The following is a 26,459-nucleotide window of genomic DNA, read 5'->3' on the forward strand; positions in this document are numbered from 1 at the left end:
AACGCGGCGGCAGCAAAGCGGCCGAGGTCCTTTGATCTCGCGCGCAGAGGCGTTTGAAAACGACCATCGACGATCCTGGGTCCTCCTCCGGCGAGGCGCCGCCAATCGCGCCCAGGCCTCAAAGATAGGGCGGCGTGCAGGCGCTCACGACCTCGCATCGCGTCGCGCCGATATTGCGAAAGCGATGGGGGGTGCGGCTGTCGAAGAGATACGCATCGCCGGGGCCAAGGATCTTGATCTGTTCGCCGACGGTGATCTCGAGCTCTCCCGACAGGACCACCCCGCCTTCATGGGAATCGTGCTTCAGCATGGTCACGCCGGTATCGGCGCCGGGCTCGTAGGATTCATGCAGGATCTGCAGGTTATGCGCCTTGGCGTCGCCGACCTGTCGGAACGACATGCGGCCCTCGCCGCTGCCGCCGCTGACCTGATGCAGGCGCGATGTCAGGTCGAGAAGGTCGTCCGCCTCGAAGAACACCTTGCCTCGCGGCACGCGCTCTTCGTCAAAGAAATTCACCATCGACATCGGGATGCCGTCGAGAATCTTGCGTAAGGACGCGACCGAGGGACTGTTCCGATTCTGCTCGATCAGCGAGATCAGGCTGTGCGTCACGCCCGAGCGAGCTGCCAATTCACGTTGCGAAAGCCCGGCAGACGCCCTGATTTCCTTCAATCTTCCACCCACGTCAAAACTCATGACCGGTCTCCGCCCGTCTTCGTTCCATCACGCAATGCCTGCAACCTGATCCGCACAGCCTGCAGCGCTTGCCTGCTCAGCGCCCCTTGCGCTGTTAAATATTCTGAGCAATGCTAGCCCCAATCCAATAAGAAAATGACTCCGAGGAAATATCAAGGATGGAAGAGTTTCTGCGGCTCGAGACGGCTGCCTAGAGCATATTCCATTATCTGACAGAGCTGAACGTCGTGGATTTAGTGCGCTAAATCTGCGTTACGCTACGCGTTTGCTTGCGTCTGGCAAGTTGCGCGCGCAGCGGTGTCAATCATTACAATGCAGCAGTGAGCGTAAGGTTATGTTTCAAGCGGACACCGTCTTGTTGAACGGCCGCATCTTCTGCGGTCTGGCCGAGGGTTTCGTCGAGGCCTTGGCGGTCAGGGACGGCACAGTCCTCGCGGCAGGTTCGGCTGAGGAGATCTCGAGCCTGCGGGGGGCGGGCACGCGTGTCATCGATCTGGCCGGTCGCGTTGCGATTCCCGGCCTCAACGATGCGCATATGCATCTGCTGCCGCTCGGCGTCAGCATGAACGAAATCAATCTGCGGCCGGAAGAGGGCGTACGCAGCATCGACGAGGTCCTGCGCCGCGTTGCGGCGGTGGCCAGGACGAAGAAGCCAGGCGAGTGGGTGCTCGGGCGCGGCTATGATCACAATGAACTGGCCGAGGGCCGCCATCCCACCGCCGACGAGCTCGATCAGGTGGCGCCCGACAATCCGGTCTATATCAAGCGCACCTGCGGCCATGTCGGCGTCGTCAACAGCCAGGCTATGCGCAAGGCCGGCATCGGCCACAACACGCCGAGCCCCGATGGCGGCTTGATCGAGCGGCGCGACAACAAGCTCACCGGCCTTCTGGCTGAAAGCGCCATGCGCCTGATCGTCGAGGCGATGCCGAAACCCAGCCACGCGGAGCTGACGACGGCCATCGAGCAGGCCGGCCATTACATGCTGTCGCAGGGCTTCACCAGTGTGATGGATGCCGGCGTCGGCATGCTGGCGGGCATGGCGGAGATCGAGGCCTATGAGGAGATGGCCCGCACCAACCGCCTGCCGGTGCGGACCTGGGTCTGCATCTATGGCAATGCCGACGGGATCGGCGATGCCGCGCACGCGGCCAGATACCGCTTTGGGCGGGAGGTCGGTCTCCTGCGCTACGGCGCCATGAAAGTGTTCGGGGACGGAAGCGCCGGCGGTCTGACGGCGGCGATGAGCCAGCCCTATCGCGTCGGCGACCCCGACAATCGCGGCATCTTCATCTATTCCGACAAGGACATGCACGGTTATCTCGCGCATTATCACAGGCTCGGCTACCAGCTCGCGATTCATGCCATCGGCGACGCTGCGATCGAGCAGGTGCTGTCGGGGATCGAGCAGGCGGACAGTGCCGAGCACCCCGTCCTCGGGCGTCGTCACCGTATCGAGCATTGCGGCTTCCTGACCGATGGCCAGCTCGCCCGGATGGCAGCTGCCGGAATCGATCCCGTGCCGCAGCCGGTGTTCATCTACGAGTTCGGCGATCTCTACGTGCATAATCTCGGGCAGGAACGGGCGGATGCCTCCTATCCGATGCGCAAATGGTTCGATGCCGGTGTGCATCCCGCTGCAAGTTCGGATGCGCCGGTCTGTGCCACGGACCCATTCAAGAACCTCTTCACGATGGTCACGCGCCAGACCAAGCGCCACACGGTGATCGGTGCGGCGGAGCGCCTGACGATGGAGGAGGCCGTCCATGCCTATACGGCGATCGGCGCCTATACCCAGTTCGCCGAGGACCGCATGGGACGTCTCGTGCCGGGGCAGCTCGCCGATATCGCGGTTTTGTCGCACGACATCTTCGCGGCTCCGGTCGAGACCGTCGAGATGGATGCGCGCTGCGATCTGACGCTGCTGGGCGGCGAGGTGGTCTATGACCGGCTCGGCCAGTTCGCAGCCGCAGCGCAGTAGGGGGAAGCCGGAATGCTGCGGCACACGCTGCAACGGCTGCTGCTCGCGCTGCCGGTCTTGTTGGGGGTTCTCCTGCTGGGCTTCCTGCTCATGCAGGTGGTTCCGACCGATCCGGCGCAGGTGCGGGCGGGGCCAACCGCCACACAGGACATCGTCGAGGCCATCCGCCGCGATCTCGGGCTCGACCAGCCGCTCTGGAAGCAGTTCCTGATCTATGTCGGGCGGTTGCTGCAGGGCGATCTCGGCGTGTCGATCATCAATAATGTGCCGGTCGTCCAGGAGCTCGGCAACACGATCGGGCCGACGCTCGAGCTGATGGTCGCCTCCCTGATCTGGGCCATTCCGCTGGGCATCGCCATGGGCACGGTCGGCGCCTATTTCCGCGGCTCGATCCTTGATCGCGCCATCATGGCGGTGTCGGTCGCAGGCGTCTCGCTGCCGGTGTTCTTCCTCGGCCTGGCGCTGATCTGGCTGCTCGGCTTCAAGTATCCGCTGCTGCCTTTCACCGGTCGGATGGGGCCGTTCTGGACCTGGGACGGCTTTCTCGCGATCATCCTGCCGGCCATCACGCTGGGCGGCGTCTTCGTCGGCCCCGTCGCGCGCATGACCCGCAGCTCGGTGCTCGACGTGCTGGGAGCGGATCACGTCAGGACGGCCCGCGCCAAGGGGCTGACCGAACGGGCCGTGGTCATGCGGCATGCCCTGCGCAATGCGCTCGTTCCGGTCGTGACGCTGATCGGGCTGCAGATCGGGTTCCTGCTCGGCGGCGCCGTCGTTACCGAAACCGTCTTCAGCTGGCCCGGCATCGGCCGGCTGGCCGTTGGCGCGATCCTGTCGAGCGATCTGCCGATGGCGCAGGGCACGATCATCGTGCTGTCGCTCGGCTTCATCCTGATCAACCTTGCCGTGGACGTGCTTTATGCCGTGCTCGACCCGAGAGTGAGGGGCGCCTGATGAGCTCCATCACGCAGACGCTCGCGAAGGGGCAGGCGGAATCGCTGCCGACGCCAGCGACCGAAGACTTCATCGTCCGCCGCCCGTCGGTGCTGAGAATGCTCGTCAGCGATGTCGGCGCCTGCATCTCGCTGGTGCTCGTGGTGCTGGTGATCGCGGGGGCGATCTTCGCGCCCTGGCTTGCGCCGTCGGACCCCTATGGCGGCGATCTCGCCAATACCCTGAAGGCGCCCGGCGAGATGGGCCTGCTGGGAACGGACGGGCAGGGGCGTGACATGATCACGCGGCTGCTCTTCGGCCTGCGCACCACATTGCTGATGGGGTTCGCTTCCGTCGTCTTCGGCTGTGCGCTCGGTGGCCTCGTCGGCTTCGTTGCGGCCTATTACACGCGGGTGTCGGGCCTGCTCATGCGCCTGATGGACGTGCTTCTGTCCTTTCCGGCCATCCTGTTCGGACTGGCCATCGCAGCCATTTTCGGGCCCGGGCTGACCGCGGTGATCATCGCGCTTTCGATCGCGACCGTGCCTCTCATGGCGCGCGTCGTGCGCGGCTCGGCCATCGTCGTGCTGCAGCAGGACTATATCGAGAGCGCGCGCTCGCTCGGCATGAGCGACGCACGCATCATCTTCAAATATCTGCTGCCGAACTGCCTGTCGGCGATCTTCGTGTTCGTCACGCTACGATTCGGCCAGGTCATCCTGCTCGGCGCGGCCCTGTCGTTCCTCGGCCTTGGCGCGCAGCCGCCAACGGCGGAGCTCGGCGCGATGGCGGCGGACGGCCGCAACTTCCTGTTCTTCGCGCCGCATGTCTCCGTCCTGCCAAGCCTGGTCATCTTCGTGGTCGTGCTGGCCTTCAACGTTCTCGGCGACGCGCTGCGCGATGCTCTCGATCCCAAGCTGCGCAAATAGACGCAGAATTTCCGGAGGTTCCCTCACATGAATAGGCTTACCGCACTGCTTCTCGGCAGCGCCGCCGCTGTTGCGGCCACCGCCGCGCCCGTCTGCGCCCAGCAGAAGGCACCGTTGTCGATCCTGCGCGTCATCGACGCGGATAATTACGATCCGATCCGCTCGACATCGACGGCTGCGGCCGAAGCGCTCTACATGCTGGCCGACACGCTGGTCAGCGTCGATTTCGACATGAAGACGATCAAGCCCGGTCTGGCGGAATCCTGGACGGTCTCTCCGGACGGCGCGACCTACACGTTCAAGCTGCGCACCGATGTGAAGTTCTGCGACGGTCGTCCGATGACAGCCGAGGACGTCGTCTATTCGCTGAAGCGTTGGACCGATCCGGCCAACAAGTCGCCGGTGTCGTTCCGCGGCGGTCAGGTCAAGGACATCCGCGCGGAGGGCGATGCGACCGTCGTCTACGAGCTGAAGGAGCCCTATAGCGACCTGCTCTTCCAGATCGGCCTGTCCTTCGCTTCGGTGGTCGACAAGAACGCGGTCGAGAAACTCGGCGCCAATTTCGGCGTGCAGGGCTTCAACGCGACGGGACCCTATTGCTGGGTGAAGTGGACCCCGCGGCAGGAACTCGTGATGAAGAAGAACCCCCACTACACCTGGGGGCCGCCGATCTACAAGGATCCGAAGCCGCAGATCGACGAGATCGTCTGGAAGATCATTCCTGAGTCGAATACGCTGATGGCGGCGATCCAGGCCAAGCAGGCCGACGTCACCTACTACATGCCGTATATCGCGCTCGATACGATGCAGCGTATGCCCGGCATGCAGGTGCAGCGGCAGGACAACTATATCTACGACATCTTCATGGGCTTCAAGGTCGACAAGCCCATCTCCAGCGAGGGCGTGATCCGCGAGGCGGTCAACATGGCCGTCAACAAGGACGCCATCGCGAAGGCGATCTTCTTCGGCAAGGGCCAGACCCTGCCGGCACTCCTCAATGCGAGCGTCCTCGACTTCGACAAGGACGCAGCCGCCAAGATGCCGAAATATGATCCGGCGGCGGCGGCCAAGCTCCTCGATGCGGCTGGCTGGAAGGCTGGTGCCGACGGCATCCGCGAGAAGGACGGCAAGAAGGCGACCTTCACGGTCTACGGCATCCGCAACGACGTCAATCCGCGGATCACCGAGGCCATGCAGGCCGACCTGCGCAAGGTCGGCATCGACATGAGGATCCAGCTCTGGGATGCGACGGTTGCCTGGGGCAAGCTCGCCACGCAGGAATTCGACGCCTTCGTGATGGCCTATCCCTATGTGACGGCGACCGAGGCCTTGAACCTCTACTTCAACAGCCGCCAGGCGCCGACCCCGAACCGGATGAACTGGAAGGACCCGAAGACCGACGAGATGCTGAAGGCTGCGGCAACGGCCGTCGATGCCGACAGGCGCAAGCAGGCGATTGGCGCCGTCCAGACCCAGCTCACCGAAGCCAATGTCTGGGTGCCGCTCGTCTCGCAGCCGCTCTGGGTTGTCTCGGGCGATCGCGTCGAGGGCGTGCGTGCCCACGGTGTCTATGGCGCAGGACTCTACAAGGGCCTCGACATCAAGCTGAAGCGCTGAGCGCTTCGATGCGGCGCGGGGGAGACCCGCGCCGCATCTCCTGCTCCGGTCGGCCGCGCGGTTCTCGCGCGCGTTCTTCGGCCCGGGCGCCTTCTCTGTTCTCTCTACGGATGATGCCATGACGATCACGGTCATCAGGAATGCGGATGTCGTCGTGGCCTGGGATGCCCAGGCTGCCGGTCACGTCTATCTCTACGGCGCGGATGTTGCCTTCGAGGATGGCAAGATCCTTTTCGTCGGCGAGCGCTATGACGGCCCGGCGGACGAGACCGTGGATGGGCAGGGGCGAATGGTCATGCCCGGCCTCGTCAATATTCACTCGCATCCGTCGAGCGAACCCCTCAACAAGGGCTTCCTGGATGAGCTCGGTTCGCCGGCGCTCTACAATTCCTCGCTTTACGAGTTCATGCCGATCCTGCGTCCGGATGCCGAGGCGGTGCCGGATTGCGTGCGCGTCGCCTATTCCGAGCTGCTGCTCTCCGGCGTGACGACGGTTGCGGATCTGTCGGTGCCGCATCCGGACTGGCTCGACCTCGCGGCGCAGAGCGGCATGCGCGTCTGCCTCGCTCCGATGTTCCGCTCGGCCCGCTGGCATACGCGCAATGGCTATGTCGTCGAATACGAGTGGGACGAGAAGGCCGGTGCCGACGCCATGGCGCACGCCTTCGAGGTTATCGCCAAGGCCGAGGCCCACCCCTCGGGGCGCCTGTTCGGCATGGTATGCCCCGCCCAGATCGACACCTGCAGCGAGGGGCTGATCAAGGAAAGCTATGCTGAGGCCGGCCGACGCGGGCTGCGCTGGCAGATCCATGCGGCGCAGTCGACGGTCGAGTTCCATGAGATCACGCGCCGGCATGGCGTCTCGCCGATCCAGTGGCTCGAGAAGCTCGACGTGCTCGGCTCCACGAGCATCGTCGGTCACGCCATTTTCCTCGACGACTACCCGCGCAACGCCTGGCACAGTCGCCGCGATCTCGATCTCCTGGCCGAGACCGGCACGACGGTMGCCCATTGTCCGACCGTCTTCATGCGGCGGGGCATCGCCTTGCGTGATTTCGGGCGCTATCGGCGCGCCGGCGTGAATATCGGCCTGGGGACGGACACTTATCCCCACAACATGCTCGAGGAAATGCGCAACGCGGCCTATGTCGCGCGCCTGATGGCGGAGAGCCCGCGCACGCTCAGCACGACCGACCTGTTCGAGGCTGCGACGGTCGCTGGCGCCCGTGCGCTGGGGCGCAGCGATATCGGCCGGCTCGCGGTTGACTGCAAGGCGGACCTCGTGCTCGTCGATCTCGCCCATCCCATGATGCAGCCGCGGCGTGATCCCGTTCGCAGCCTGATCTACGCAGCGGCCGAGCGCGCGGTCGATCGCGTCTATGTCGATGGCCGGCTTGTCGTGAACGGTGGCGAGGTCCTCACCATCGATTACCCCGCCGCTGCGAGGCGCCTGCACGAAGCCCAGAAGCGGACCGAAGCGGCCGCTCCGAGGAATGACTGGGCCGGCCGCCCGGTGACGGATTACTCGCCCCTGACCTTTCCCGAAGCCGGGCATCGAACTTCCGGGGCCCGCTCATGAGCCCGGCCACGGCCACACCGATCATCGAGCTGCGCAATCTGACGACGGCCTTTCAGACCCTCAACGGGACGGTGCGGGCGGTCGACGGTATTTCGCTTTCGCTCGAGCGCGGCAAGACGCTCGGTATCGTGGGGGAGAGCGGCTGCGGCAAGAGCATGCTGTCCCTGTCGATCATGGGCCTCGTGCCGCCTCCGGGACGCAATGCCGGCGGCGAAATCCTGTTCGAAGGGCGCGACCTCCTGAAGCTGCCGCCGAGCGAGATGCGCGACATTCGTGGCAACCGCATCGCCATGATCTTCCAGGAGCCGATGACCAGCCTCAACCCGGTGCACACAGTGGGGTATCAGGTCGTCGAGTCCTTGCGCGCGCACCGCAAGGCCTCCGCCCGCGATCTGCGCGACGAGGCCATCGAGGCGCTGCGCAGGGTGCGCATTCCGTCGCCCGAGCGACGCTTCGACGAGTATCCGCATCAGCTGTCGGGTGGCATGCGCCAGCGGGTCATGATCGCCATGGCGCTGACCTGCAAGCCGGCCCTGCTGATCGCGGACGAGCCGACCACGGCGCTGGACGTCACCATCCAGGCCCAGATTCTCAGGCTCCTGCGCGAGTTGCAGGAGGAGACGGGCATGTCGATGATCCTGATCACCCACGACCTCGGTGTCGTCGCCCAGGTCGCCGACGAAGTGGCCGTCATGTATGCCGGCAAAGTGGTCGAGCGGGCCTCGGTCAAGGACGTGTTCCACGATCCGCAGCACCCTTACACGATCGGCCTGATGGGCTCGATGCCACGCATGGACCAGGACGTTGCGCGGCTCATCGCGATTGACGGCGTCGTGCCTCCGCCCTTCCGGTTGCCGCAAGGCTGCCGCTTCAATCCGCGCTGTCCGTTTGCGGATGACGGCTGTCGGGCGGAGATGCCGGTGCTCGGGGAAATCGGCCCGACCCATCTCGTCGCCTGTCGGAAGGCCCCGCTGGAGGAGTTCGTATGACGGTACCGTTGCTCGAACTTGAGGACGTGACCAAGCACTACCCCGTCTTCAAGGGCCTGATCCGGAAGAAGCAGGTCGGTGCGGTCCGTGCCGTGGACGGGGTGAGCCTGCAGATCAATCCAGGCGAAACCCTGGCGATCGTCGGTGAGAGCGGCTGCGGCAAGTCGACCACCGCGCGTCTTGCCATGCGGCTCATCGAGCCCACGGCGGGAAGCGTGCGCTTCGAAGGTCGCGACATCACGCATCTCGACCGAGCGGCCATGCGCAGCATGCGTCGCAATATGCAGATCGTCTTCCAGGACCCCTATGCCAGCCTGAATCCGCGCATGACGGTGGAGGAGCTGATTGCCGAGCCCATGCTGGTCCATGGCGAGGGCACGGCGGCCTCGCGGCGTGCGCGCGTGCTGGAACTACTTCGGAGGGTCGATCTCGCTCCCTATCATGCGGCGCGCTATCCGCACGAGTTCTCGGGTGGCCAGCGTCAGCGCATCGGCATTGCCCGGGCCCTGGCCCTGTCTCCGAAGCTCATCGTCTGCGACGAGCCGGTGTCGGCTCTCGACGTTTCGATCCAGGCACAGGTCGTAAACCTGCTGAAGGACCTTCAGAAGGAATTCGGCCTGGCCTACCTGTTCATCTCCCATGGCCTCGCCGTCGTGAAGCACATGGCCGATCGCGTGGCGGTGATGTATCTCGGGCAGGTCGTCGAACTGGCGAGCAAGCAGGACCTCTACGGTAATCCGCGCCATCCCTACACGCAGGCCCTGCTGTCCGCGGCTCCGGAGCCGGACCCGACCCGGCGCGAGGCGTGGAATGTGCTGGGGGGCGATGTCCCGAGCCCGCTCAATCCGCCAGCGGGCTGCCGATTCCATACGCGCTGCCCCCTCGCGCAGGAGCGCTGCCGCAGTGACGTGCCGAGCCTTCGTGCCGTCGGCGCGGGGCACAGCGCCGCGTGCCATTTTGCCGAGACTGTGCCGACCTTCAGCCACGCGGCTGCGGCCCGGGAGGAATCGCCGAGCCGGCGCAGGCGCCTCGCGCTCTATGAGGCGCACCGTCGTCAGGTGAACTGAGCGAGGCTTGGCGTCTGAGGCGGTCCACGCACACCGATTGTCCTCGTCTTGCCGTCACGCCCGGACCGCGATCTCCGTGCCGTTTGTGCATGCTTGGTCCGCTGCCGTGAAGAAGGCGTCGGCATAGGCGTGAGCCGGGTCAAGTCCGCGGCGCGTCATGGCTGCGACGGCGTCATCAACCAGGCGGGGCGAGCCGGCGACATAGGCTGTCACGCCCTCGAGTTCGGCAAGCGCTTCAAGGCGAGCACCGAGCGGCGGTCCGTCGCTCAGGACAGGGATATAGGTAAAATCGGCGAGCCGGTTGGCGAGGTCAGCGATCGTGGCCTCCTGATAGAGATCATGCTCAGCCCGCGCGGCATTGTAGAGCCGAATCGGCTGTTTCAGGTGCAGACGCGCAGCGCTGTGCAGGATCGACAGGATCGGGGCGAGCCCGGTTCCGCCCGCCACGGCGAGGATTGGCCCGGTCCGCCTTGCGCGCAGATGCGCCGTGCCCATCGGGCCACGCAGCCGGACGGGATCGCCCGCCTGCAACCCGCTCGCGACATGGCCGCTGGTCACACCATTGGCGACATGCCTGATGTGGAACTCGAGGAGCGGCTCGTCCGGGTCGTTCGCCATCGAATAATTGCGCGGCGCGCAGCCTGCGAAATGCAGTTCGGCATATTGGCCGGCCGTGAAGGCGAGCGGCTCTCCCTCCAATTCGACGCGCAGGATCGAGATATCCGGCGTCGGGCGTTGCAGCGAGACGACCCGTCCCGAAACCTCGCGCAGGGGATGTCCGGCCGTGTCGCTGCCAAGCCAGGCGATGCCGCAATCGCTGCGCGGCTGGGCGCGGCAGGCGAGAACGAAGCCGCGCTCCGTGTCTGCCGCGGTGAGCGCGAAGGGCGTGTGGGGAAGCAGCTCGACTTCGCCCGAGAGAAGCCTCGACTTGCAGGCGCCGCAGCGCCCGACCTGGCAGCCATAGGGATAGGCGTACCCGGCAAGCTGGGCCGCTTTCAGGATCGTCATATCCGCCGCGACGGTGATTTCGGTCGCGAGGTTGGCGATGTGGACGGTGTGGTTTGCGGTCATCGAGCGGGTACCTGCTGAGGCACGAGCGGCGCCACCGCAGCGCCGGCCATTGGCGGCGAGAAACGGCGCAGGCGCTGGGCCTTCTCGACGCGGTCGGCCCTGGGCGAGGTGATGTCCCCGACCGCGACCAGGGGCCTCCGCGCTGACCGCCGTTCGGACTGAATGATTACCGTCATCTGCGCCACCTTGATTGGACGAACGCTCAATGCGGTGCGGCTTCCCATAGTGGGAATGTCAAGCGGCCGAGGACCTGTCGTGGGGAGAAAATCCGGGCTTGACCTTGCCATATGGCAAGGGCCGACACTGATTTTGCGCTCATTCCTTCAGGAGAGATTTCCCATGTGCCAAGCTCACCAGTCTCATGACCACGAGATTGCTTCCGCTGCCGTTTCCGGCGTTTCCGTTCGTGTCGAGGATATGACCTGCGGCCATTGCGCCGGCACCATCAAGAGCGCCATCGAGAGTTCGATCCCCGGCGCCAAGGTCAGTGCCAACCCGGAGGCTCGCCTCGTCTCGGTCGAAGGTGCCGATCTTGCCCGGGTTCGCGAGATCATCGCCCAGGCCGGCTATACGCCGGACGCTGCGCCTGCCCACGCCTGAGCACGTGAGGCCGGAAATCCGGCCTCCGCTCGCGTTCGGCAAGGCTCCTTGAAATCGTGACAGCCGCGGCGAATGCCGCGGCCTTTTGCTTGGCCGCGCTGTCTCGAAAAATGACAGGCGCTCAGCAGATCATGCCGTCCCCATCCGGTTCAGGCGCGGGGTGGGGCGGTTGCTGCTGCGCTTGTGTAAGCCGACCTTCCCATTCCCTGGGGGCGTGCGGCCGATACGGGACCGGGCGGAAGCCGGCGCCCGGAAAGATGGTCCAATCCCCATGGCGGCTTTGGCCTTAGCTCTGGAACTGTCGCAAGAAACGTCTGGACGGCTCCACAGATGACATCGCCCGCAATCATAGTGCTTGACCGCGCCAAGGGCGCGCAGCCTGCCATCAGCCACGTCACGACGAGGCTAAGCGCGGCCGACCCATTTGCCGCGGGCCGCGAGATTGCGTGGACCGGCCCCGATTCCATGGCCGCGGGCCGCGCCACGTTCGAGGGGACTTGCGAGAGCGTCTCATTTCCTCACACCGAATTCCTGGTTGTCGTCGCCGGGCTGCTGCGTCTTGCCGAGACCGGTAAGGCCGCCCTGGAGTTGACACCCGGGCGCGGGGCCGTGATCGCGTGCGGCGCCGCGTTGCGGATCGAAGCGATGCCCGGTGCGCGCTTCGTCTTCTGCGCCATGACCGGTGCGACCTCGGCCGCGCCTGGATTGCAGGAAATTCTGGCTGAGGCCGCCCTCTCGCCCTCGGCGGCGCCGCCGGTCGAGGTGCTCATCGGCCCGACGCCGCAATGCCGCAGCTTCAACGCCTTTACCGACGAGGCCTCGCGCTTCCGGGCAGGCACCTGGGATTCGACGCCCTATCACCGCATCTCGCGCCCGCATCGCGTCAATKAGCTGATGCATCTGGTCGCAGGCAGCGTCGATCTCACGGGGGCCGATGGCAGCGTCACACGTGTCGAGCAAGGCGACAGCGTCTTCGTTGTCCGGGAGACGCCCTGCGCATGGGAAAGCCGCGTTCATGTCGCCAAATTCTACGTCGTGCAGGAGGTCCGCGGCTAAGCCCGCGACTGTCCGGCCGATGCCTCTGATCATGGAACCGATGATGTCCGCTACCGCCCCTCAAGAGACGCTGCTTCTGCGCGAGATCTCGACGGCCGACGCACTGGCCTGCCATGCGCTGTCGCGCGCCGTGAACTGGCCGCATCGCGCCGAGGATTGGAAGATGGTGATCGGCCTCGGCCATGGCGTCGTCGCGACGCTCGGCGAGGAGATCGTCGCGACGGCACTGTGGTGGCCCTATGGTGAGAGCCATGCCACGCTCGGCATGATCATTGTTTCGCCCGCCCATCAGGGTGGGGGCATCGGCAAACGGCTGATGCAGGCGCTGTTCGAGCAGGCACAGGGGCGCTCGCTGATGCTCAATGCCACTGCCGCCGGGGAGCCGCTCTATGCGAAGCTGGGCTTCGTTCCCTGCGGTGGGGTGCAGCAACATCAGGGCGATGCGCCGGCGATCGCGGCGCCCGTCCTGCAAGCTGGCATGTCGCTGCGCCTTGGTCGCCCAGCGGATCTGGAAATGCTGGAGCGGATCGACCGGCAGGCCACCGGGCTGGCGCGCAAACCGATGTTGGAGATGCTGCTCGCCTGCGGCGAGTGCATCGTGCTGGAGCGCAGCGGCCAGCCCGTGGGCTTCAGCATCCTGCGCCGCTTCGGTCGCGGCCTGGTGATCGGACCTGTCGTCGCCATGAAGCGCGACGATGCTCAAACCCTGATTGCGCATTGGCTGCATGAACAGCGCGGTCAGTTCCTGCGTGTCGATATCCAGGCGGATTCAGGGCTAGGGGATTGGCTGACGGAATGTGGGCTGAAGCCTGCGGGGCTGGTCACGTCGATGGTGCTTGGCGAGATGCCAGACCAACCGGGGCCGATGCGCCTCTACGCCTTGGCCAACCAGGCACTCGGCTGACTGTCGGAGCAGGCGGACACAATGGCGCTGCTTTACAAATCCGATCCCGCGCGCGGTGCCGAATGGGCCAGACTTCTGGCGGCAAAGGCGCCGGATCTGGCATTCCGCATCTGGCCGGATGTCGGCGATCCCGCAGACATCCGCTATCTCGCTGCCTGGATGCCACCCGACGACATCATGGCGCAGTTTCCTAATCTGGAACTGCTGATCTCGGTCGGGGCCGGTGTCGACCAGTTCGATTTTTCGAAGCTGCCGCCGGAGCTTCCGGTCGTGCGCATGGTCGAACCCGGCATCGTCGACGGCATGGTCGAGTATGTCACGATGTCCGTGCTGGCGCTGCATCGCGACCTCGTGCCGTATATCGCCCAGCAGCGCGACCAGCTCTGGCGTCCGATCAGGGTGTGGCCGGCCTCGACCCGCCGCGTCGGCGTCCTGGGGCTCGGCATGCTAGGGGAGGCCGCGTGTCGCAAGCTCGCAGGTTTCGGCTTCCAGGTCGCGGGGTGGAGCCGCTCGCGCCGCGAGATCGAGGGCGTCACCTGTTATGCCGGCCCGGACGGGATGACCGATTTCCTCAGCCGCACCGATATCCTGGTCTGCCTGCTGCCCCTGACCGACGAGACGCGTGGCGTGCTGAATGCCGAGCTCTTCGCAAAACTGCCGCGCGGGGCGCGGCTGGTGAGTTCCGGACGTGGCGGCCATCTCGACCAGGATGCTCTGCTCGCCGCGCTTGCCAGCGGCCAGCTCTCGGCAGCGGTCCTGGATGTTACCGCGCCCGAACCGCTGCCCGTCGGCCATGTGCTGTGGAGCGACCCGCGCGTGCTGATCACCCCACATATCGCCAGCATGACCCAGCCGGAGACGGCGGTCGACGTCGTGCTCGACAATCTGAGACGTCATTGCGCCGGCGAACCGCTGCTCGGGCTGGTGGACCGCAAGCGCGGTTATTGAGGAGAGGTCAGTCCATGCTCGTGGAACAGCTGAAGGATCCAGGCCTGTTCGTCCAGCGCGCGCTGATCGGTGGCGAGTGGGTCGGGGCGGCGTCGGGCGCGGTGCTGGCAGTGAGCGATCCCGCCGACGGCTCCGAGCTCGGGACGATCCCGGCCTGCGGCGAAGCGGAGACGCAGGCGGCCATCGCTGCCGCGGAAGCTGCCTTCCCGGCGTGGCGCGCGCGCCCCGCAGCCGAGCGTGCTGCCCTGCTGGAGCGCTGGCATGATCTCCTGCTGTCGCATGCCGGTGACCTCGCCCTGATCATGACCGCAGAACAGGGCAAGCCGCTGGCGGAAGCTGAGGGCGAGGTGCGCTATGGCGCTGGCTTCATCAAATGGTTCGCCGAGGAGGCGCGACGCATCTATGGCGGCATCGTGCCGGCTCCGACCACCGACCGGCGCATCCTTGTGCTTAAGGAGCCGGTCGGCGTCTCTGCCGCGATCACGCCGTGGAATTTTCCAAATGCGATGATCACCCGCAAATGTGCGCCGGCACTGGCGGCGGGCTGTACCGTCGTGGTCAAGCCATCGGAGCTGACACCCTATTCGGCCTTGGCGCTCGGTATGCTGGCGGCGCGGGCCGGTATCCCCAAGGGCGTGATCAACATCGTCACCGGCCTGCCCAATGCGATCGGCGAGACGCTGACCGGCAGTGCCGCCGTGCGGAAGCTCTCCTTCACGGGCTCGACGCGGGTCGGTGCGCTGCTGATGCGCCAGTCCTCCGACACGCTGAAGCGGCTCAGCCTCGAGCTTGGCGGCAATGCCCCATTCATCGTCTTCGACGATGCCGATCTCGACATGGCCGTTGCAGGGGCCATCGCCAGCAAGTTCCGCAATGCCGGCCAGACCTGCGTCTGCGCCAATCGCATCCTGGTGCAGGACGGCGTTCACGACGCCTTTGCGGAACGTCTTGCGAGAGCGGTATCGGCAATGCAGATCGGCAATGGTCGCAGGGATGGCGTCAGTATCGGTCCGCTGATCAATGCCGCGGCCGTCGAAAAGGTCCGGGCACATGTCGAGGATGCCTTGGCGCTCGGCGCAAAGCGGGTGGTCGGTGGGGAGGCTGGCCTCGATCCTGCCCGCTTCATTGCGCCGACCGTGCTGACCGGGGCGAATACACGGATGCGCCTTGCCAACGAGGAGACATTCGGCCCGGTCGCGCCGCTGTTCCGGTTCAGGCATGAGGATGAGGCGATCGAGATCGCCAATGGCACGCCCTATGGCCTGGCGGCCTATTTCTACTCCGAGAACCTGCATCGCGCCTGGCGCGTCGGCGAGCGGCTCGAATTCGGTATGGTCGGGCTCAATATCGGCTCCGTCTCGATGGAGGTTGCGCCCTTCGGTGGCATCAAGCAGTCCGGAATTGGGCGCGAAGGCGGCGCAACCGGCATCGAGGAATATCTGGAGACCAAGAGTTTCCATATGGGCGGGCTGAAGCAAGCCTGAGCGGCGGCGCCGCTCAGAGCACCGAAAGCATGATGTGCTGTCGCTGCCTCGGAAATGCGCAGGGGATACCATGTCGGCCCCTCCGCTGAAGCCGACATCATGGCGGCCCGGTCCTAGGCTTCTGGCAAGGCGGCCAGGCCGTCAGCAGGGAAGAGCCAGTCCATGCATGAGCCAGTTTCCAATGTCGGTGCAGCGCTTTCGGGCCGCATCAGCCCCGGTATCCAACGTGCTCTCGCCCATATCGAGCGGCACTTCACCGACGCGGTCTATCTTGAGGATATTGCGGTTCTCGCCGGACTGAGCGTCTGCCGTTTCGTGACGGTGTTTCGCCATCAGGTCGGGCTCACGCCGCATCGCTTCATCTGCCACCGGCGTATCCGTTACGCCAAGTCATTGCTGCGCGACGGCGTGCCCTTGGCACTGGCGGCCTCCGAGGCGGGCTTCTTCGACCAGAGCCACCTGTCGCGTCATTTCAAGAGCATATGCGGGGTCACGCCGGGCCGCTACCTGCGCGAGCAGGCGCATGCTACGCGACTGAGGTCCGAACCTGCTGCCTATACGCAGGCCGGCGCTGCCTGATCCGTCATCCGCCTCTCGATCCAGAGATCCCCCAGCAAGGCCTGTCTCCATGACCGTCAACTCGCTCGAAGCACTCGACCGCATGCATTGGGTCCACCCTGTCGCCAACTGGGCGGGGCATGAGAAGCGCGGCGTCACCATCCTGAAGTCGGCACGCGGAGCCTTCATCACGGACGCCGATGGTCACGAACTGATCGATGGCTTTGCGGGGCTCTGGTGCGTCAATGTCGGCTATGGCCATGACAGCATCGTCGAGGCGGCTGCCGCGCAGATGCGCGAGCTGCCCTATGCGACCGGCTATTTCGGCTTCGGCAGCGAACCTGCGATCCGGCTGGCCGCCAAGCTGGCCGAGATCACTCCCGGCGATCTCAACCACATCTATTTCTCTCTCGGCGGTTCCGATGCCGTCGACAGCGCGCTGCGTCTGATCCGCTACTACTACAACGTCACCGGACGACCGGCGAAGAAGCAGATCATCTCGCTGGAGCGAGGCTATCACGGCTCGAGCTCGACGGGGGCCGGCGTGACGGCGCTGCCGGCGTTCCACGCCAATTTCGACCTGCCGGCGGAGGGGCAGCACTACATCGCCTCGCCCTATCCCTATCGTAACCCGGCGGGCTCCGACGACGGCGCCGTCATCGCAGCCAGCGTCGCGACGCTGCGGGCCAAGGTCGAGGAACTCGGTGCTGACACCGTTGCCGCCTTCTTCTGCGAGCCGGTGCAGGGTTCGGGCGGTGTCGTCGTTCCCCCGAAGGGCTGGCTGAAGGCGATGCGCGATGCTGCGGCCGAACTCGACATCCTCTTCGTCGCCGACGAGGTCATCACCGGCTTTGGACGAACCGGCCCGATGTTCGCCTGCGAGGCGGAGGGCGTCGTGCCGGACATGATGAGCATGGCCAAGGGCCTGACCTCGGGTTACGCCCCGCTCGGAGCGCTCGCGATCGGCGAGAAGGTCTATCGCGCCATCGCCGACAACGCAGCCGCCGGCGGCCCGATCGGGCATGGCTATACCTATTCGGGCCATCCCGTCAGCGCCGCCGTCGCGCTTGAGGTGCTGCGCCTCTATGACGAGGGTGGCATCCTCGCCAACGGCCAGCGCGTCGGCGCCTATTTCGAGAAGCGCCTCGCTACGCTTGCCGACCATCCCCTGGTCGGAGAAGTCCGGGCGCGCGGCCTGCTCGCCGGTGTCGAGATCGTTGCCGACAAGGTCACCAAGGCGAAGTTCTCGCGCGCGGCGAAGCTGTCCGACCATCTCTTTGCGCGTGGCTATGCCAATGGCGTGATCTTCCGCGCCTTCGCCGATGATATCATCGGGCTCGCTCCGCCTCTGTGCTGCAGCGAGACGGAAATCGATCTGATTGTCGCGCGCCTGCGCCAGACGCTGGACGACATGCTGGCGCTCCCTGAGGTCACAGCCGAGTTGAAACTGGTTGAGCCGGCATGATCCTCGCTTTGCTCGGATAGAGCGACGTGTTTAGTTTCACGCCACCGGAGTGGTGGCTCGCCGTTCGGGTTTGCGCGGGGAGGGCTGGGGTGAGGCTTTCGTGGTGACACCGGGCGTGCGGCTCGATCGCATCGACATGAAGATTCTGATTGAGCTCCAGAACAACGGCCGCGTGACGAATGTCACGCTGGCCGATGCGGTCGGCTTGTCTCCGAGCCCCTGTCTGCTGCGGGTGAAGCGGCTCGAACAAGCCGGCTTCATTTCCGGATATGGAGCCACGATCAATCTGCAGAAACTTGGTGAGACGATCACGGTCTTTACCGAGATCACGCTGGCGGACCATACGAAGGAATATTTCATCCGCTTCGAGACTGGCTTGCGTCGCGTCGACGAGGTGGTGGAATGCCATATGGTCAGCGGCGGCTATGACTATCTGGTCAAGTTCGTCACGCGCGGGCTGACGCATTACCAGTCGCTGATCGAGACGCTGCTCGATCGCAATCTCGGCATCTCGAAATACTTCAGCTACATCGTCATCAAGACGCCGATCCAGAAATCGGGCTATCCGCTGCCTGTGCTGTTCGACGTTTAAGGCATCGGCCCGAAAAGTAGATTGCGGTTTTCGGAAAAGCCGATGCAAACACAGAAGGTTAGATCACCGGACAGGATACGATATCCGGTCCGATGATCTAACCGTCAACCCAGGGCCTGGTTGATCAGCCCGAAGGTGCGCATCGTGCCGCGCGCCGCATGATTGTTGCCGCGGATCATCGTCGTCACGGTGTCGTGGATCATCATGCCGCAGGATTCGAGGAAACCGCCGAACAAGCCCTGCTCCATCGCAGTGTCGACCCGGAGGAACTCGCCCTCATGTGCCTGGACATGGGGCCGGGTCAGAGCAATCGCCGCCATATCGTCCTCCGCCACGATCGGCCCGACGACATGGCCCCGCCCGAAGCGGCGGCAAAACGCGAAGCCGACGGCCTCTCCGTTGCGTTCGTGGATCGTCCCGATCGATTGCGGCATCAGGGCCTTGATCACCCGCGTCCGATCCGCGCCATAGGCCATCGCATCGAGACGGGCGATGGCGTCAAGATCATCCACAACCACCGGCCTTACCGAGATCGTGGAATCGGTGGCGGGGCCTGCGTCCTCGACGCGGCCCTGATGCTGAAAGACGCGGCCGATGGGCTCGAAGCCGAGCGAGCGGTAGAGCCGGTAGCCTTCCCGCGTCGAATTCAGGCGCAGATCGCGCTGCCCGGATTGTTCGAAGATCGTGTCCATCAGCCGCCGGCCCGCACCTCGCGCCTGGAGGCGGGGCGAGGTGATCACCATGCCGATCGTGGCGAAATGTTCGCCAAAAGGCCACCACATCGCTGTCCCGAGCGCACGACCGATCCGGTCGCAGGCGATGAGGCCATATCCGACCTCGAATACCAGCCGCCAGTCTTCAGGGCGATGCGGCCAGGCGACGGCGATCGAGAGTTGGTGTGCCTGGCCGAGATCGGCCTCGGTCATCGCGCGGATATCGATCGCATAGTCAAGTGGGCGCTTGGCCGTTTTGTAATCCACCCCTGCGAGCCTCATCTGGAATGAAGCCCAAGTATAGGTGCGCCGCTGGCTTTCGAGAATAGTAAAATTCATACAATACATGGGCTTAGAATGTCGCATGCTCGGGCTTCCAAATCGGACCGCGTCTGGGCAACAGCTTGCGCAGACCGGATCGCAACGCCTTTCCGGCCCTGACAGCCGGCGCTGACCCGCGGATCGATCGCTGATGAAACTCGAACCCTATTGGCTTGCGACGGCGCCGCGTTTCGGCGCAGGCGCCACAGGTCCGCTCGCAGGCACGGTCGATGTCGCCATCGTCGGCGCTGGCTTCACCGGGCTCTCGGCGGCCCTGGCCCTGGCAAAATCCGGCGCAAGCGTTGCGGTTCTGGAGGCGGGCCGTGTGATCGGCGAGGCGTCCGGCCGCAATGGCGGGCACTGCAATAACGGGCTCGCCCATGATCTCGGCGGTCTCGCAGCCAGCCTGGGCCAGGACCGTGCGGTAGCGCTCTACCGGGCTTTCGATGATGCGGTCGATCAGGTGGAGAGGCTGGTCGCAAGCGAGGCGATCGATTGCGATTTTATCCGCACCGGCAAGATCAAGCTCGCGGCCAAGCCCGAGCACTTCGCCAAGTTGCAGAAGAGCGCGGAGTTGCTGTCGCGCACCGTCGAGCCTGATCTCACCGTGGTCCGGCCGGAAGATATCCGCCGGGAAATCGGTTCCGACGGATTCCATGGCGGACTGGTCTTCCCGCGCAGTGCCCACATGCATATGGGCCGTTTCGGTGTCGGGCTGGCCGATGCCGCTGCGCGGCGTGGCGCTAGCATCTATGAGAATGCTGCGGTGACGGAGCTTCACCGCCTCAAGGCGCGTGCGCACAGGGTCGTGACGAGCCGCGGCGAGATCGAAGCCGGGCAGGTGCTGCTTGCGACCGGGGCCTCCCGGCAGGGGCCGTTCGCCTGGCTCAGGCGGCGCATCGTGCCGGTGGGCAGCTTCATCATCGCCACCGCGCCGCTTTCGGCCGAACTTGCTGCATCGATCCTTCCGATGCGGCGCACCGCGACGACGACGAAGAATATCGGCAACTATTTCCGCCTCACGCCGGATAATCGCCTGATCTTCGGCGGCCGCGCCCGCTTCGCACTGTCGAGCCCGAAATCCGATGCCAAGAGCGGTGCGATCTTGCAGGCGCGGATGCTTGAACTCTTTCCGCAGCTTTCCGGCGTCCGCATCGACTATTGCTGGGGTGGTCTGGTCGACATGACCTCTGACCGGTTGCCGCGCGCCGGCGAGCGTGACGGCGTGTTCTATGCGCTGGGCTACAGCGGCCATGGCACCCAGATGTCGGTGCATATGGGCCAGATCATAGCCCGCGTCATGGGCGGGGACGTGAATGCGAATCCACTGGCGGGGCTCGCCTGGCCGGCAGTGCCAGGCCATTTCGGTCCGCCCTGGTTCCTCCCCTTCGTCGGCGCCTATTACCGCTACCAGGACTGGCGTCACTGAGGAGGCGTCAACGAGAGGAGCCCCATCGAACACCCGGGCCTCCGCTTCGCGGCTTGTCGGGAATGACGATGAGGCTCGTGGATTCAGCCTGCCTGCTTCAGCATCGCTGAAGCAGGGGGAAAGCCGTCGTCAGCGCGGACCGGAATCGAGGCGATCGATCGGCTCCATCCCGATCGCGCCCGGCTGCGCGCGAGTGGCCGTAAGCCTTCACGCACCGATGTCGATCAGCACGGTCTTGTGCCGCAGATTGGCCTCGACGGCTTGCCGGCCGAGATCCTTGCCGATGCCGGAGCTCTTGTACCCGCCGGTCGGCAGGATGAAGTCGAGCGTGCGGTTATAGCGGTTGATCCAGACCGTGCCCGCCTTGATCTGGCGTACGGCCCGTAGGCCGCGGCCGAGATCGGAGGTGTAGACGCCGGCCGCGAGCCCATACTCGGGGTGGTCGGCGAGGGCGAAGCCTTCCTCCTCGGTGTCGAAGCTCTGGATCGTCAGCACCGGGCCGAAGATCTCCTCACGCACCGCCGCGGTGTCCGTATCGACGCCTGCGAGCAAGGTCGGCTGATAGAAGGCTCCGCCGTGCCCCTCGATCCTTCCTCCTCCCAACAGCACCTCGGCGCCCTGGGCACGGCTACGGGCCAGGATCGCATCGATGCGCCGGGCCTGGATCTCCGAGATGATCGGTGCAAAGCCCGTCGACGATTTCCAGGTCGGACCTGGCGCGATGCGCGAGAGGCGCGCCAGCAGAGCTGAGACCAGGGTATCAGTGGCCTGCCGCTGAACGATCAGCCGCGAACCCGCCACGCAGGCCTGGCCGGCATTGGCGAGGAGCGAGCTGGCTATGCAATCCGCTGCCTTGTCGAGATCGGCGTCAGCGAAGACGAGCTGCGGGCTTTTGCCGCCGAGCTCCAGCGTTACCGGCTTAATGCCGGTTTCGGCCGCGGCCTTCATCACCGCGATGCCCGTACGGGTGGAGCCGGTGAAGGAGAGTTTGGCAATGCCGGGATGACGGCTGAGTGCGTCGCCCGTCACTGCGCCCGTGCCCTGTACGACATTGAAGATACCGGGCGGAATTCCGGCCTCGACGGCGAGCTCAGCCAGCCTCACGGTCGAGAACGGCGTCAGTTCGGACGGTTTCAGGACGATCGCGTTGCCGGCGGCKAGCGCCGGGCCAACCTTCCAGCTGGCCATGCTGAGCGGGAAGTTCCAGGGCGTGATCGCCCCCACCACACCATAGGGCTCGGAGACGATCATGCCGAAATGGTCGGCCCGCGTCGCGGCGACGTCGCCGCCGAGCTTGTCCGCCCATTCGGCGAAGAAGCGGATGCCTTCGGCCGTGCTGGCGACGTCGCCGGTCACGGCCTGGGCGATCGGGCGTGTCGAGCCCAGCGCCTCCAGCCGGCCGAGTTCCTCGCTCTTCGCCTCGATCAGCTCGGCCCAGCGCCGCATGGCACGCGCCCGGTCGCGCGGGGGCTGCGTCGCCCAGCCACTGCGCTTGACCGTATGCGTTGCGTCCTCGACAGCCCGATCAATGAGCTCCGCCGATGCGACCGGCAGGTCGGCATAGGTTCTGGCGTCGGATGGTCGGGTGACGCTGATCCTTTCACCGGGGCCATCGATGTTGCTGCCGGCGATGAAATGGCCCGTGGCGAAGGCGATGGCGTCAGGGTCGAAATCGCGCATCGGCGTCAGAGCCCGAGCAGGCCTGGCAGGCCGCCGATGTCCTTGATTTCGCGGTAGCCGTAAGCGGGAATGCCGGGCTCGTGACCGCGATTGACGAAGACCCGCTGACCGATCTTCAGGTCGTAGGCGCTCATCAGGTCGTAGCGCAGACTGGACGAGCAATGCACGACGTCTTCAGGTCCGCAGCCCAGCATGTCGAACATGTATTCGAAGGCCTGTAGGCGCGGCTTGTAGGCCTGCGCCTCCTCCGCGGTATAGGCCGCATGGAAGGGCGCGCCGAGTTTGACGACGGAGTGCGGAATCAGTTCCTTCATCGAATTCGAGAGGATGACGAGGGGGATCTCCCTGGCGACCTTGGCGAGGCCTGCCGGCACATCCGGGTGCGGGTTCCAGCTCGGAATCTCGTCGTAGATGGCCTGGGCGTCGGCCGGGTCGAACGTGATCTTCCAGACCCTGCAACTGCGCTCCACCGAGTTATGGACCACTTCGATGAAGGGTTTCCAGGCGCCAAGGACCTCGTCCAGGCGAAACCCCCTGAAGCTCTCGCAGAAACCGTCCATGACCTCGGGGGACAGGCGTGCGCCATAGACGCGCCGCGCCGCCGGGCCCATTTCGAAATTGATCAGCGTGCCATAGCAATCGAAGGTCACGAATTTCGGCCGCAGGGTGCTCATCGCGTCTCTCGCCATCAGAAGTTGCCGCGCCAGCACGATCTGCCGCGTTGCATCCAAGACTAGGGCCGGTGTGCAGGCGCGGACTTGGAATTGCGTCCCGCCGAGCAAAGATTCTGCCGATCATCTGCCCCGGTTCAGCATGAATTGCCGCCGGCTGCGAAAGGCCGAATGAAGGGCTGTCCGACACTGACGGGCGACGTTCAGAACTCGCCGATCTCGCCCCGCGAGCCATCGATCAGGCGCGAATGCCGGAAGGGACGCGGGTCGACGATCGGTTTGTCCCCCACGGCGAGATCGGCCGCCAGATGGCCGGCCGCGGGCCCGAGACCGAAGCCATGCCCGCTGAAACCGGCCGCCAGCACGAAGCCCTGCAGATCCGCGACGGGCGAGATCACCGGCACGGCATCCGGCGTTGAATCGATATAGCTGCCCCAGCTCTCCCGGACGGCGACGTCTTGAAGTGCGGGGTAGAGCGCCCGTGCCCTTGCCAGCGTCAGCGCAACGGACTTGCGGCTCGGCACGGGATCGAGCACGCGGATGCGTTCGAAGGGAGTCTCCCTGTCGAAAGCCCAGCCTCCGAGCGCCTCCGGCCCCTTGAAGAAGGAGGTGCCGAAGCCGAACTCGACCGCTTTCAGCCGCTTGATGAACATCGGCAGGAACTCGCGCGCATAGCGCAGTCCCTGCGGCGTGACTTCAAGTGTGCCCTTGCCGCTGATCGCGATCGTGTAGCTGCCGTCGAGCCGACGCGTCAGGGCGCAGTCGGGGGTGTAGAGCGCATCGAGTAATCTGGGCGCGACTTCCGTCCGCAGAATGGTCGAGCGGATGCTCGCCTGCGGAAACCGGATGCCATGGCGCCGGCAGAAGGCTGATGCCCAGGCACCGCCGGACAGGATGACGGAGCGCGTTCGGATCAGGCCCTTCTCGGTGATCACGCCGGAGACCGCGCTATTCGTGATGTCGAGGCCGCGCGCAGCACAATCCTGATGGATGCTCGCACCCTGCGAACGGGCGCCTTCTGCGAGGACAGGTGCGGCGCGGGCAGGCTCAGCCTTGCCGTCGCTGACCGAATGGACCCCGCCGAGCCAGGAGTGGCCGGTGCCTGCCGTCATGGCGGCTGCTTCGCTGCCGGAGAGCATGCGCGTATCGATGCCGAATTGCTGTGCGGTTCCGCGCCATTTGTCCCATTGCGCGATCTGGCTGGCGTCATTGCTGGCATAGATCAGGCCGCTTCGCCTGAAGCCGATATCGCTGCCGATGTCGCGGCTGAGCCCGTCCCAGAGCTCCATGGCGCGCATGGCGAGGGGCAGTTCGCGGGCGTCACGGTTCTGCTGCCGGCACCAGCCCCAGTTCCGGCTCGACTGTTCGCCGCCGACGACGCCCTTCTCGACGAGTGCGACGCTGTGCCCACGCTTCGCCAGGAAATAGGCTGCTGCGCTGCCGACGATTCCGGCGCCGATCACGACGATATCGGCCTGGGCCGGCAGGCGCGCATTGCTGGCGATGCGTTCAAGCGTCGGTGACATAGGCGGGGAGCTCCGGCAGGGTTTCGTCGCGACGTTAGCGACCGCGCTGCCGGCGGCATTGGATCATCTTTGCATCGGCGCCGGACTCAATGCCGCAGCGCGGTCTCGATGCCGATTGGCGGATGCAGCTATGGCAAGACCCAACCCCGATGCGGTGGCTTGCCTTCAAGACATTGAAGGGCGCGTCACATCATGCCGGGCTCGCCGAGATCGGTCCCGTCGATCATGCGGCTGTAGCGATAGGGGTGTGGATCGACGATGGGGGTGTCGTTGGCGACGATGTCGGCGGCAAGGCGCCCGGCGGCCGGGCCGATGCCGAAGCCGTGACCGCTATAGCCCGTCGAGATATAGAAGCCGGGCAGGGTCGCGACGCCGGAGATGACCGGAATCCAATCCGGGGTGAAATCGACCAGCCCGCCATATTTATGCGCGATCTTCACATTGGCGAGCTGCGGATAGAGTTGCCCAAGCCGTGTCAGGGCAAAGCTGATCAGCTCCTCCTGTGCCGGCGGATCGAAGGTGCGGATCCGCTCGAAGGGCGAGATGCCATCGTTGCTCCAGCGGGAGATCGCCTCCGGCCCGGCGAAGAAGGACCGGCCAGCCCGGATGGTCAGGCCCCAGCGCCGCTTCTTGAAGGTCCGCCAGAACTGTTGGGCGTAGAGCATGCCCTGCGGAGTGAGTTCGAGCAGGCCGCGTCCGCTGATGCCGACGGTATAGCCGCCATCGAGCCGGCGGCGGAAGGTGAGATCGGGCATGGACAGCCCGCCCTCGATTACCTGCGGTGCGGCCTCCGTGAAAAAGGAGGTGGAGCGCACGCCCGCCTGCGGCAGCTTGAGGCCGTGGTGGCGGCAGAACATCGAGCTCCAGGCCCCGCCGGCGCAGAGCACCGCGCTGGTCCGGATCGTGCCCTTTTCGGTGACGACCGCCGAAACCTTCCCGCCCTCGGTCTCGAGTCCGCGTGCGGCGCAGCTCTGATGAATGGTCGCCCCCCGCTTGCGCGCCCCTTCGGCGATGGCCGGGGTCGCCAGCGCGGGCTCGGCCCGCCCGTCGGTCGGCGAATGCACTCCGCCGATCCAGTTCTCCGTGCTGCCCGGAGACATGGCCTTGGCCTCGGCAGCCGTCAGCATCCGGCTATGCATCTGATACTCGCGGGCGCGGTCGGCCCAGTTCGACCATAGATCGAGATCGGATTGTTTGGTCGTCACATAGAGCAGCCCGGTGCGGCGGAAGCCCGTCTCGGCTCCGAGCTCTTCGTTCAACCCGTTCCACATCTCGACGGCACGCTGGGCCAGCGGCAATTCGCGCAGGTCGCGATTCTGCTGGCGGCACCAGCCCCAGTTCCGGCTCGACTGTTCGCCGGCGAGGTGCCCCTTCTCAACCAGTGCGACCGAATGCCCCTTCTTTGCCAGCTCATAGGCCGCGCTCGTGCCGGCGATGCCACCGCCAATGACCACCACATCGGCAGATTTCGGCAGAAACTCGTCGCTACGGACGCGGGTGACCGGAGGAGACATAGGCTGGCTTTCCTTGCGCTGCGGGACCGCTCCGCGCGGGCAACGACCAATCCATCCGCACGGCCGATCCGATTTGATCGGCTCGATAAGACCCGATCCGGTGCAGAACCCTATGCCAAAGGCGGTGGTTGAATC

The 26,459-nt window shown here is 65.4% G+C and carries 23 protein-coding genes; 16 read left to right on the plus strand and 7 right to left on the minus strand.

The window, feature by feature from the left end; translation table 11 throughout:
- Positions 1–118: 118 nt before the first annotated feature.
- Positions 119–697 carry a cupin domain-containing protein gene (locus tag AC1DGP_RS12070; protein ID WP_441505941.1) on the minus strand — a complete coding sequence of 193 codons (579 nt, stop codon included), beginning with the start codon at positions 695–697 and terminating at the stop codon, positions 119–121.
- Positions 698–1,055: 358 nt separating this feature from the next.
- Between AC1DGP_RS12070 and AC1DGP_RS12075 the strand changes: the two genes are divergently transcribed.
- The 7 genes from AC1DGP_RS12075 (at position 1,056) to AC1DGP_RS12105 (ending at position 9,792) form a co-directional block, all read left to right on the plus strand.
- Positions 1,056–2,678, plus strand: coding sequence for an amidohydrolase (locus tag AC1DGP_RS12075; RefSeq protein ID WP_441505940.1), 1,623 nt, complete (start codon positions 1,056–1,058; stop codon positions 2,676–2,678).
- Positions 2,679–2,690: 12 nt separating this feature from the next.
- Entirely contained in the window at positions 2,691–3,632 is a 942-nt protein-coding gene (locus AC1DGP_RS12080) for an ABC transporter permease (RefSeq protein WP_069880300.1), read from the plus strand.
- On the plus strand, positions 3,632–4,540 hold the full coding sequence (locus tag AC1DGP_RS12085) for an ABC transporter permease (RefSeq protein ID WP_441489746.1): 909 nt from the start codon (positions 3,632–3,634) through the stop codon (positions 4,538–4,540). Before AC1DGP_RS12080 ends, AC1DGP_RS12085 begins: the two co-directional genes overlap by 1 nt.
- 27 nt (positions 4,541–4,567) lie before the next feature.
- Positions 4,568–6,157: an ABC transporter substrate-binding protein gene (locus AC1DGP_RS12090; RefSeq protein WP_476832180.1), complete on the plus strand. Its 1,590-nt coding sequence runs from the start codon at positions 4,568–4,570 to the stop codon at positions 6,155–6,157.
- Between the two features lie 118 nt (positions 6,158–6,275).
- Positions 6,276–7,736, plus strand: coding sequence for an amidohydrolase family protein (locus AC1DGP_RS12095; protein ID WP_441489748.1), 1,461 nt, complete (start codon positions 6,276–6,278; stop codon positions 7,734–7,736).
- Positions 7,733–8,725, plus strand: coding sequence for an ABC transporter ATP-binding protein (locus AC1DGP_RS12100; RefSeq protein ID WP_441489749.1), 993 nt, complete (start codon positions 7,733–7,735; stop codon positions 8,723–8,725). Before AC1DGP_RS12095 ends, AC1DGP_RS12100 begins: the two co-directional genes overlap by 4 nt.
- Positions 8,722–9,792 (plus strand): ABC transporter ATP-binding protein, encoded by a 1,071-nt coding sequence (locus AC1DGP_RS12105; RefSeq protein WP_441505938.1) that lies wholly within the window; start codon positions 8,722–8,724, stop codon positions 9,790–9,792. The genes AC1DGP_RS12100 and AC1DGP_RS12105 overlap by 4 nt, the downstream gene beginning before the upstream one ends.
- A 54-nt stretch (positions 9,793–9,846) precedes the next feature.
- Here AC1DGP_RS12105 and AC1DGP_RS12110 read toward each other — a convergent pair whose 3' ends face one another.
- Positions 9,847–10,863: a 2Fe-2S iron-sulfur cluster-binding protein gene (locus tag AC1DGP_RS12110; protein ID WP_441505939.1), complete on the minus strand. Its 1,017-nt coding sequence runs from the start codon at positions 10,861–10,863 to the stop codon at positions 9,847–9,849.
- Between the two features lie 339 nt (positions 10,864–11,202).
- Between AC1DGP_RS12110 and AC1DGP_RS12115 the strand changes: the two genes are divergently transcribed.
- The 8 genes from AC1DGP_RS12115 to AC1DGP_RS12150 all read left to right on the plus strand — a co-directional run bounded on the left by AC1DGP_RS12115 (position 11,203) and on the right by AC1DGP_RS12150 (position 18,470).
- A complete protein-coding gene (locus tag AC1DGP_RS12115) occupies positions 11,203–11,463 on the plus strand; it encodes a heavy-metal-associated domain-containing protein (protein ID WP_476776237.1) in 261 nt (86 codons plus the stop codon).
- A 330-nt stretch (positions 11,464–11,793) separates the two neighbouring features.
- The gene (locus AC1DGP_RS12120) at positions 11,794–12,519 is read left to right on the plus strand and encodes a cupin domain-containing protein (protein WP_476832181.1); all 726 of its coding nucleotides are present in this window, start codon (positions 11,794–11,796) and stop codon (positions 12,517–12,519) included.
- A 43-nt stretch (positions 12,520–12,562) separates the two neighbouring features.
- On the plus strand, positions 12,563–13,423 hold the full coding sequence (locus AC1DGP_RS12125) for a GNAT family N-acetyltransferase (RefSeq protein WP_441505933.1): 861 nt from the start codon (positions 12,563–12,565) through the stop codon (positions 13,421–13,423).
- Between the two features lie 21 nt (positions 13,424–13,444).
- Positions 13,445–14,371, plus strand: a complete 927-nt coding sequence (locus AC1DGP_RS12130) for a 2-hydroxyacid dehydrogenase (protein WP_441505932.1) — start codon at positions 13,445–13,447, stop codon at positions 14,369–14,371.
- A 20-nt stretch (positions 14,372–14,391) separates the two neighbouring features.
- Complete coding sequence (locus tag AC1DGP_RS12135; RefSeq protein WP_441506010.1) at positions 14,392–15,855, plus strand: NAD-dependent succinate-semialdehyde dehydrogenase; 1,464 nt, start codon at positions 14,392–14,394, stop codon at positions 15,853–15,855.
- Positions 15,856–16,017: 162 nt separating this feature from the next.
- Positions 16,018–16,434 carry a helix-turn-helix domain-containing protein gene (locus AC1DGP_RS12140; protein WP_441489757.1) on the plus strand — a complete coding sequence of 139 codons (417 nt, stop codon included), beginning with the start codon at positions 16,018–16,020 and terminating at the stop codon, positions 16,432–16,434.
- A gap of 49 nt (positions 16,435–16,483) precedes the next feature.
- The gene (locus AC1DGP_RS12145; RefSeq protein WP_441505931.1) at positions 16,484–17,878 is read left to right on the plus strand and encodes an aminotransferase class III-fold pyridoxal phosphate-dependent enzyme; all 1,395 of its coding nucleotides are present in this window, start codon (positions 16,484–16,486) and stop codon (positions 17,876–17,878) included.
- A 115-nt stretch (positions 17,879–17,993) separates the two neighbouring features.
- Positions 17,994–18,470, plus strand: coding sequence for an Lrp/AsnC family transcriptional regulator (locus AC1DGP_RS12150; protein WP_200878107.1), 477 nt, complete (start codon positions 17,994–17,996; stop codon positions 18,468–18,470).
- Between the two features lie 104 nt (positions 18,471–18,574).
- On the opposite strand, the gene AC1DGP_RS12155 is transcribed toward AC1DGP_RS12150, so the two are convergent.
- Entirely contained in the window at positions 18,575–19,450 is an 876-nt protein-coding gene (locus tag AC1DGP_RS12155) for a GNAT family N-acetyltransferase (RefSeq protein WP_441489759.1), read from the minus strand.
- A gap of 205 nt (positions 19,451–19,655) precedes the next feature.
- Here AC1DGP_RS12155 and AC1DGP_RS12160 point away from each other — a divergent pair, with 205 nt between their 5' ends.
- Positions 19,656–20,933, plus strand: a complete 1,278-nt coding sequence (locus AC1DGP_RS12160; protein ID WP_441505930.1) for an NAD(P)/FAD-dependent oxidoreductase — start codon at positions 19,656–19,658, stop codon at positions 20,931–20,933.
- A gap of 207 nt (positions 20,934–21,140) precedes the next feature.
- Here AC1DGP_RS12160 and AC1DGP_RS12165 read toward each other — a convergent pair whose 3' ends face one another.
- The 4 genes from AC1DGP_RS12165 to AC1DGP_RS12180 all read right to left on the minus strand — a co-directional run bounded on the left by AC1DGP_RS12165 (position 21,141) and on the right by AC1DGP_RS12180 (position 26,324).
- Positions 21,141–22,613: an aldehyde dehydrogenase family protein gene (locus tag AC1DGP_RS12165; protein ID WP_441505929.1), complete on the minus strand. Its 1,473-nt coding sequence runs from the start codon at positions 22,611–22,613 to the stop codon at positions 21,141–21,143.
- Positions 22,614–22,618: 5 nt separating this feature from the next.
- A complete protein-coding gene (locus AC1DGP_RS12170) occupies positions 22,619–23,287 on the minus strand; it encodes a haloacid dehalogenase type II (RefSeq protein WP_441489761.1) in 669 nt (222 codons plus the stop codon).
- 200 nt (positions 23,288–23,487) lie between these two features.
- Positions 23,488–24,810: an NAD(P)/FAD-dependent oxidoreductase gene (locus AC1DGP_RS12175; RefSeq protein WP_441505928.1), complete on the minus strand. Its 1,323-nt coding sequence runs from the start codon at positions 24,808–24,810 to the stop codon at positions 23,488–23,490.
- Positions 24,811–24,995: 185 nt separating this feature from the next.
- Complete coding sequence (locus AC1DGP_RS12180; RefSeq protein WP_441489763.1) at positions 24,996–26,324, minus strand: NAD(P)/FAD-dependent oxidoreductase; 1,329 nt, start codon at positions 26,322–26,324, stop codon at positions 24,996–24,998.
- Positions 26,325–26,459 lie beyond the last annotated feature (135 nt).

Source organism: Allobosea sp. 05T433 (assembly GCF_056396065.1).

What these genes read in the sequence shown, in the direction of transcription:
- AC1DGP_RS12115 (WP_476776237.1), top strand. Translation starts at nt 11,203, where the DNA reads ATGTGCCAAGCTCACCAGTCTCATGACCACGAGATTGCTTCCGCTGCC.
- AC1DGP_RS12085 (WP_441489746.1), top strand. Translation starts at nt 3,632, where the DNA reads ATGAGCTCCATCACGCAGACGCTCGCGAAGGGGCAGGCGGAATCGCTG.
- AC1DGP_RS12175 (WP_441505928.1), bottom strand. Translation starts at nt 24,810, where the DNA reads ATGTCACCGACGCTTGAACGCATCGCCAGCAATGCGCGCCTGCCGGCC.
- AC1DGP_RS12180 (WP_441489763.1), bottom strand. Translation starts at nt 26,324, where the DNA reads ATGTCTCCTCCGGTCACCCGCGTCCGTAGCGACGAGTTTCTGCCGAAA.
- AC1DGP_RS12110 (WP_441505939.1), bottom strand. Translation starts at nt 10,863, where the DNA reads ATGACCGCAAACCACACCGTCCACATCGCCAACCTCGCGACCGAAATC.
- AC1DGP_RS12140 (WP_441489757.1), top strand. Translation starts at nt 16,018, where the DNA reads ATGCATGAGCCAGTTTCCAATGTCGGTGCAGCGCTTTCGGGCCGCATC.
- AC1DGP_RS12130 (WP_441505932.1), top strand. Translation starts at nt 13,445, where the DNA reads ATGGCGCTGCTTTACAAATCCGATCCCGCGCGCGGTGCCGAATGGGCC.
- AC1DGP_RS12160 (WP_441505930.1), top strand. Translation starts at nt 19,656, where the DNA reads ATGAAACTCGAACCCTATTGGCTTGCGACGGCGCCGCGTTTCGGCGCA.
- AC1DGP_RS12170 (WP_441489761.1), bottom strand. Translation starts at nt 23,287, where the DNA reads ATGAGCACCCTGCGGCCGAAATTCGTGACCTTCGATTGCTATGGCACG.
- AC1DGP_RS12090 (WP_476832180.1), top strand. Translation starts at nt 4,568, where the DNA reads ATGAATAGGCTTACCGCACTGCTTCTCGGCAGCGCCGCCGCTGTTGCG.
- AC1DGP_RS12100 (WP_441489749.1), top strand. Translation starts at nt 7,733, where the DNA reads ATGAGCCCGGCCACGGCCACACCGATCATCGAGCTGCGCAATCTGACG.
- AC1DGP_RS12145 (WP_441505931.1), top strand. Translation starts at nt 16,484, where the DNA reads ATGACCGTCAACTCGCTCGAAGCACTCGACCGCATGCATTGGGTCCAC.
- AC1DGP_RS12105 (WP_441505938.1), top strand. Translation starts at nt 8,722, where the DNA reads ATGACGGTACCGTTGCTCGAACTTGAGGACGTGACCAAGCACTACCCC.
- AC1DGP_RS12070 (WP_441505941.1), bottom strand. Translation starts at nt 697, where the DNA reads ATGAGTTTTGACGTGGGTGGAAGATTGAAGGAAATCAGGGCGTCTGCC.
- AC1DGP_RS12080 (WP_069880300.1), top strand. Translation starts at nt 2,691, where the DNA reads ATGCTGCGGCACACGCTGCAACGGCTGCTGCTCGCGCTGCCGGTCTTG.
- AC1DGP_RS12125 (WP_441505933.1), top strand. Translation starts at nt 12,563, where the DNA reads ATGTCCGCTACCGCCCCTCAAGAGACGCTGCTTCTGCGCGAGATCTCG.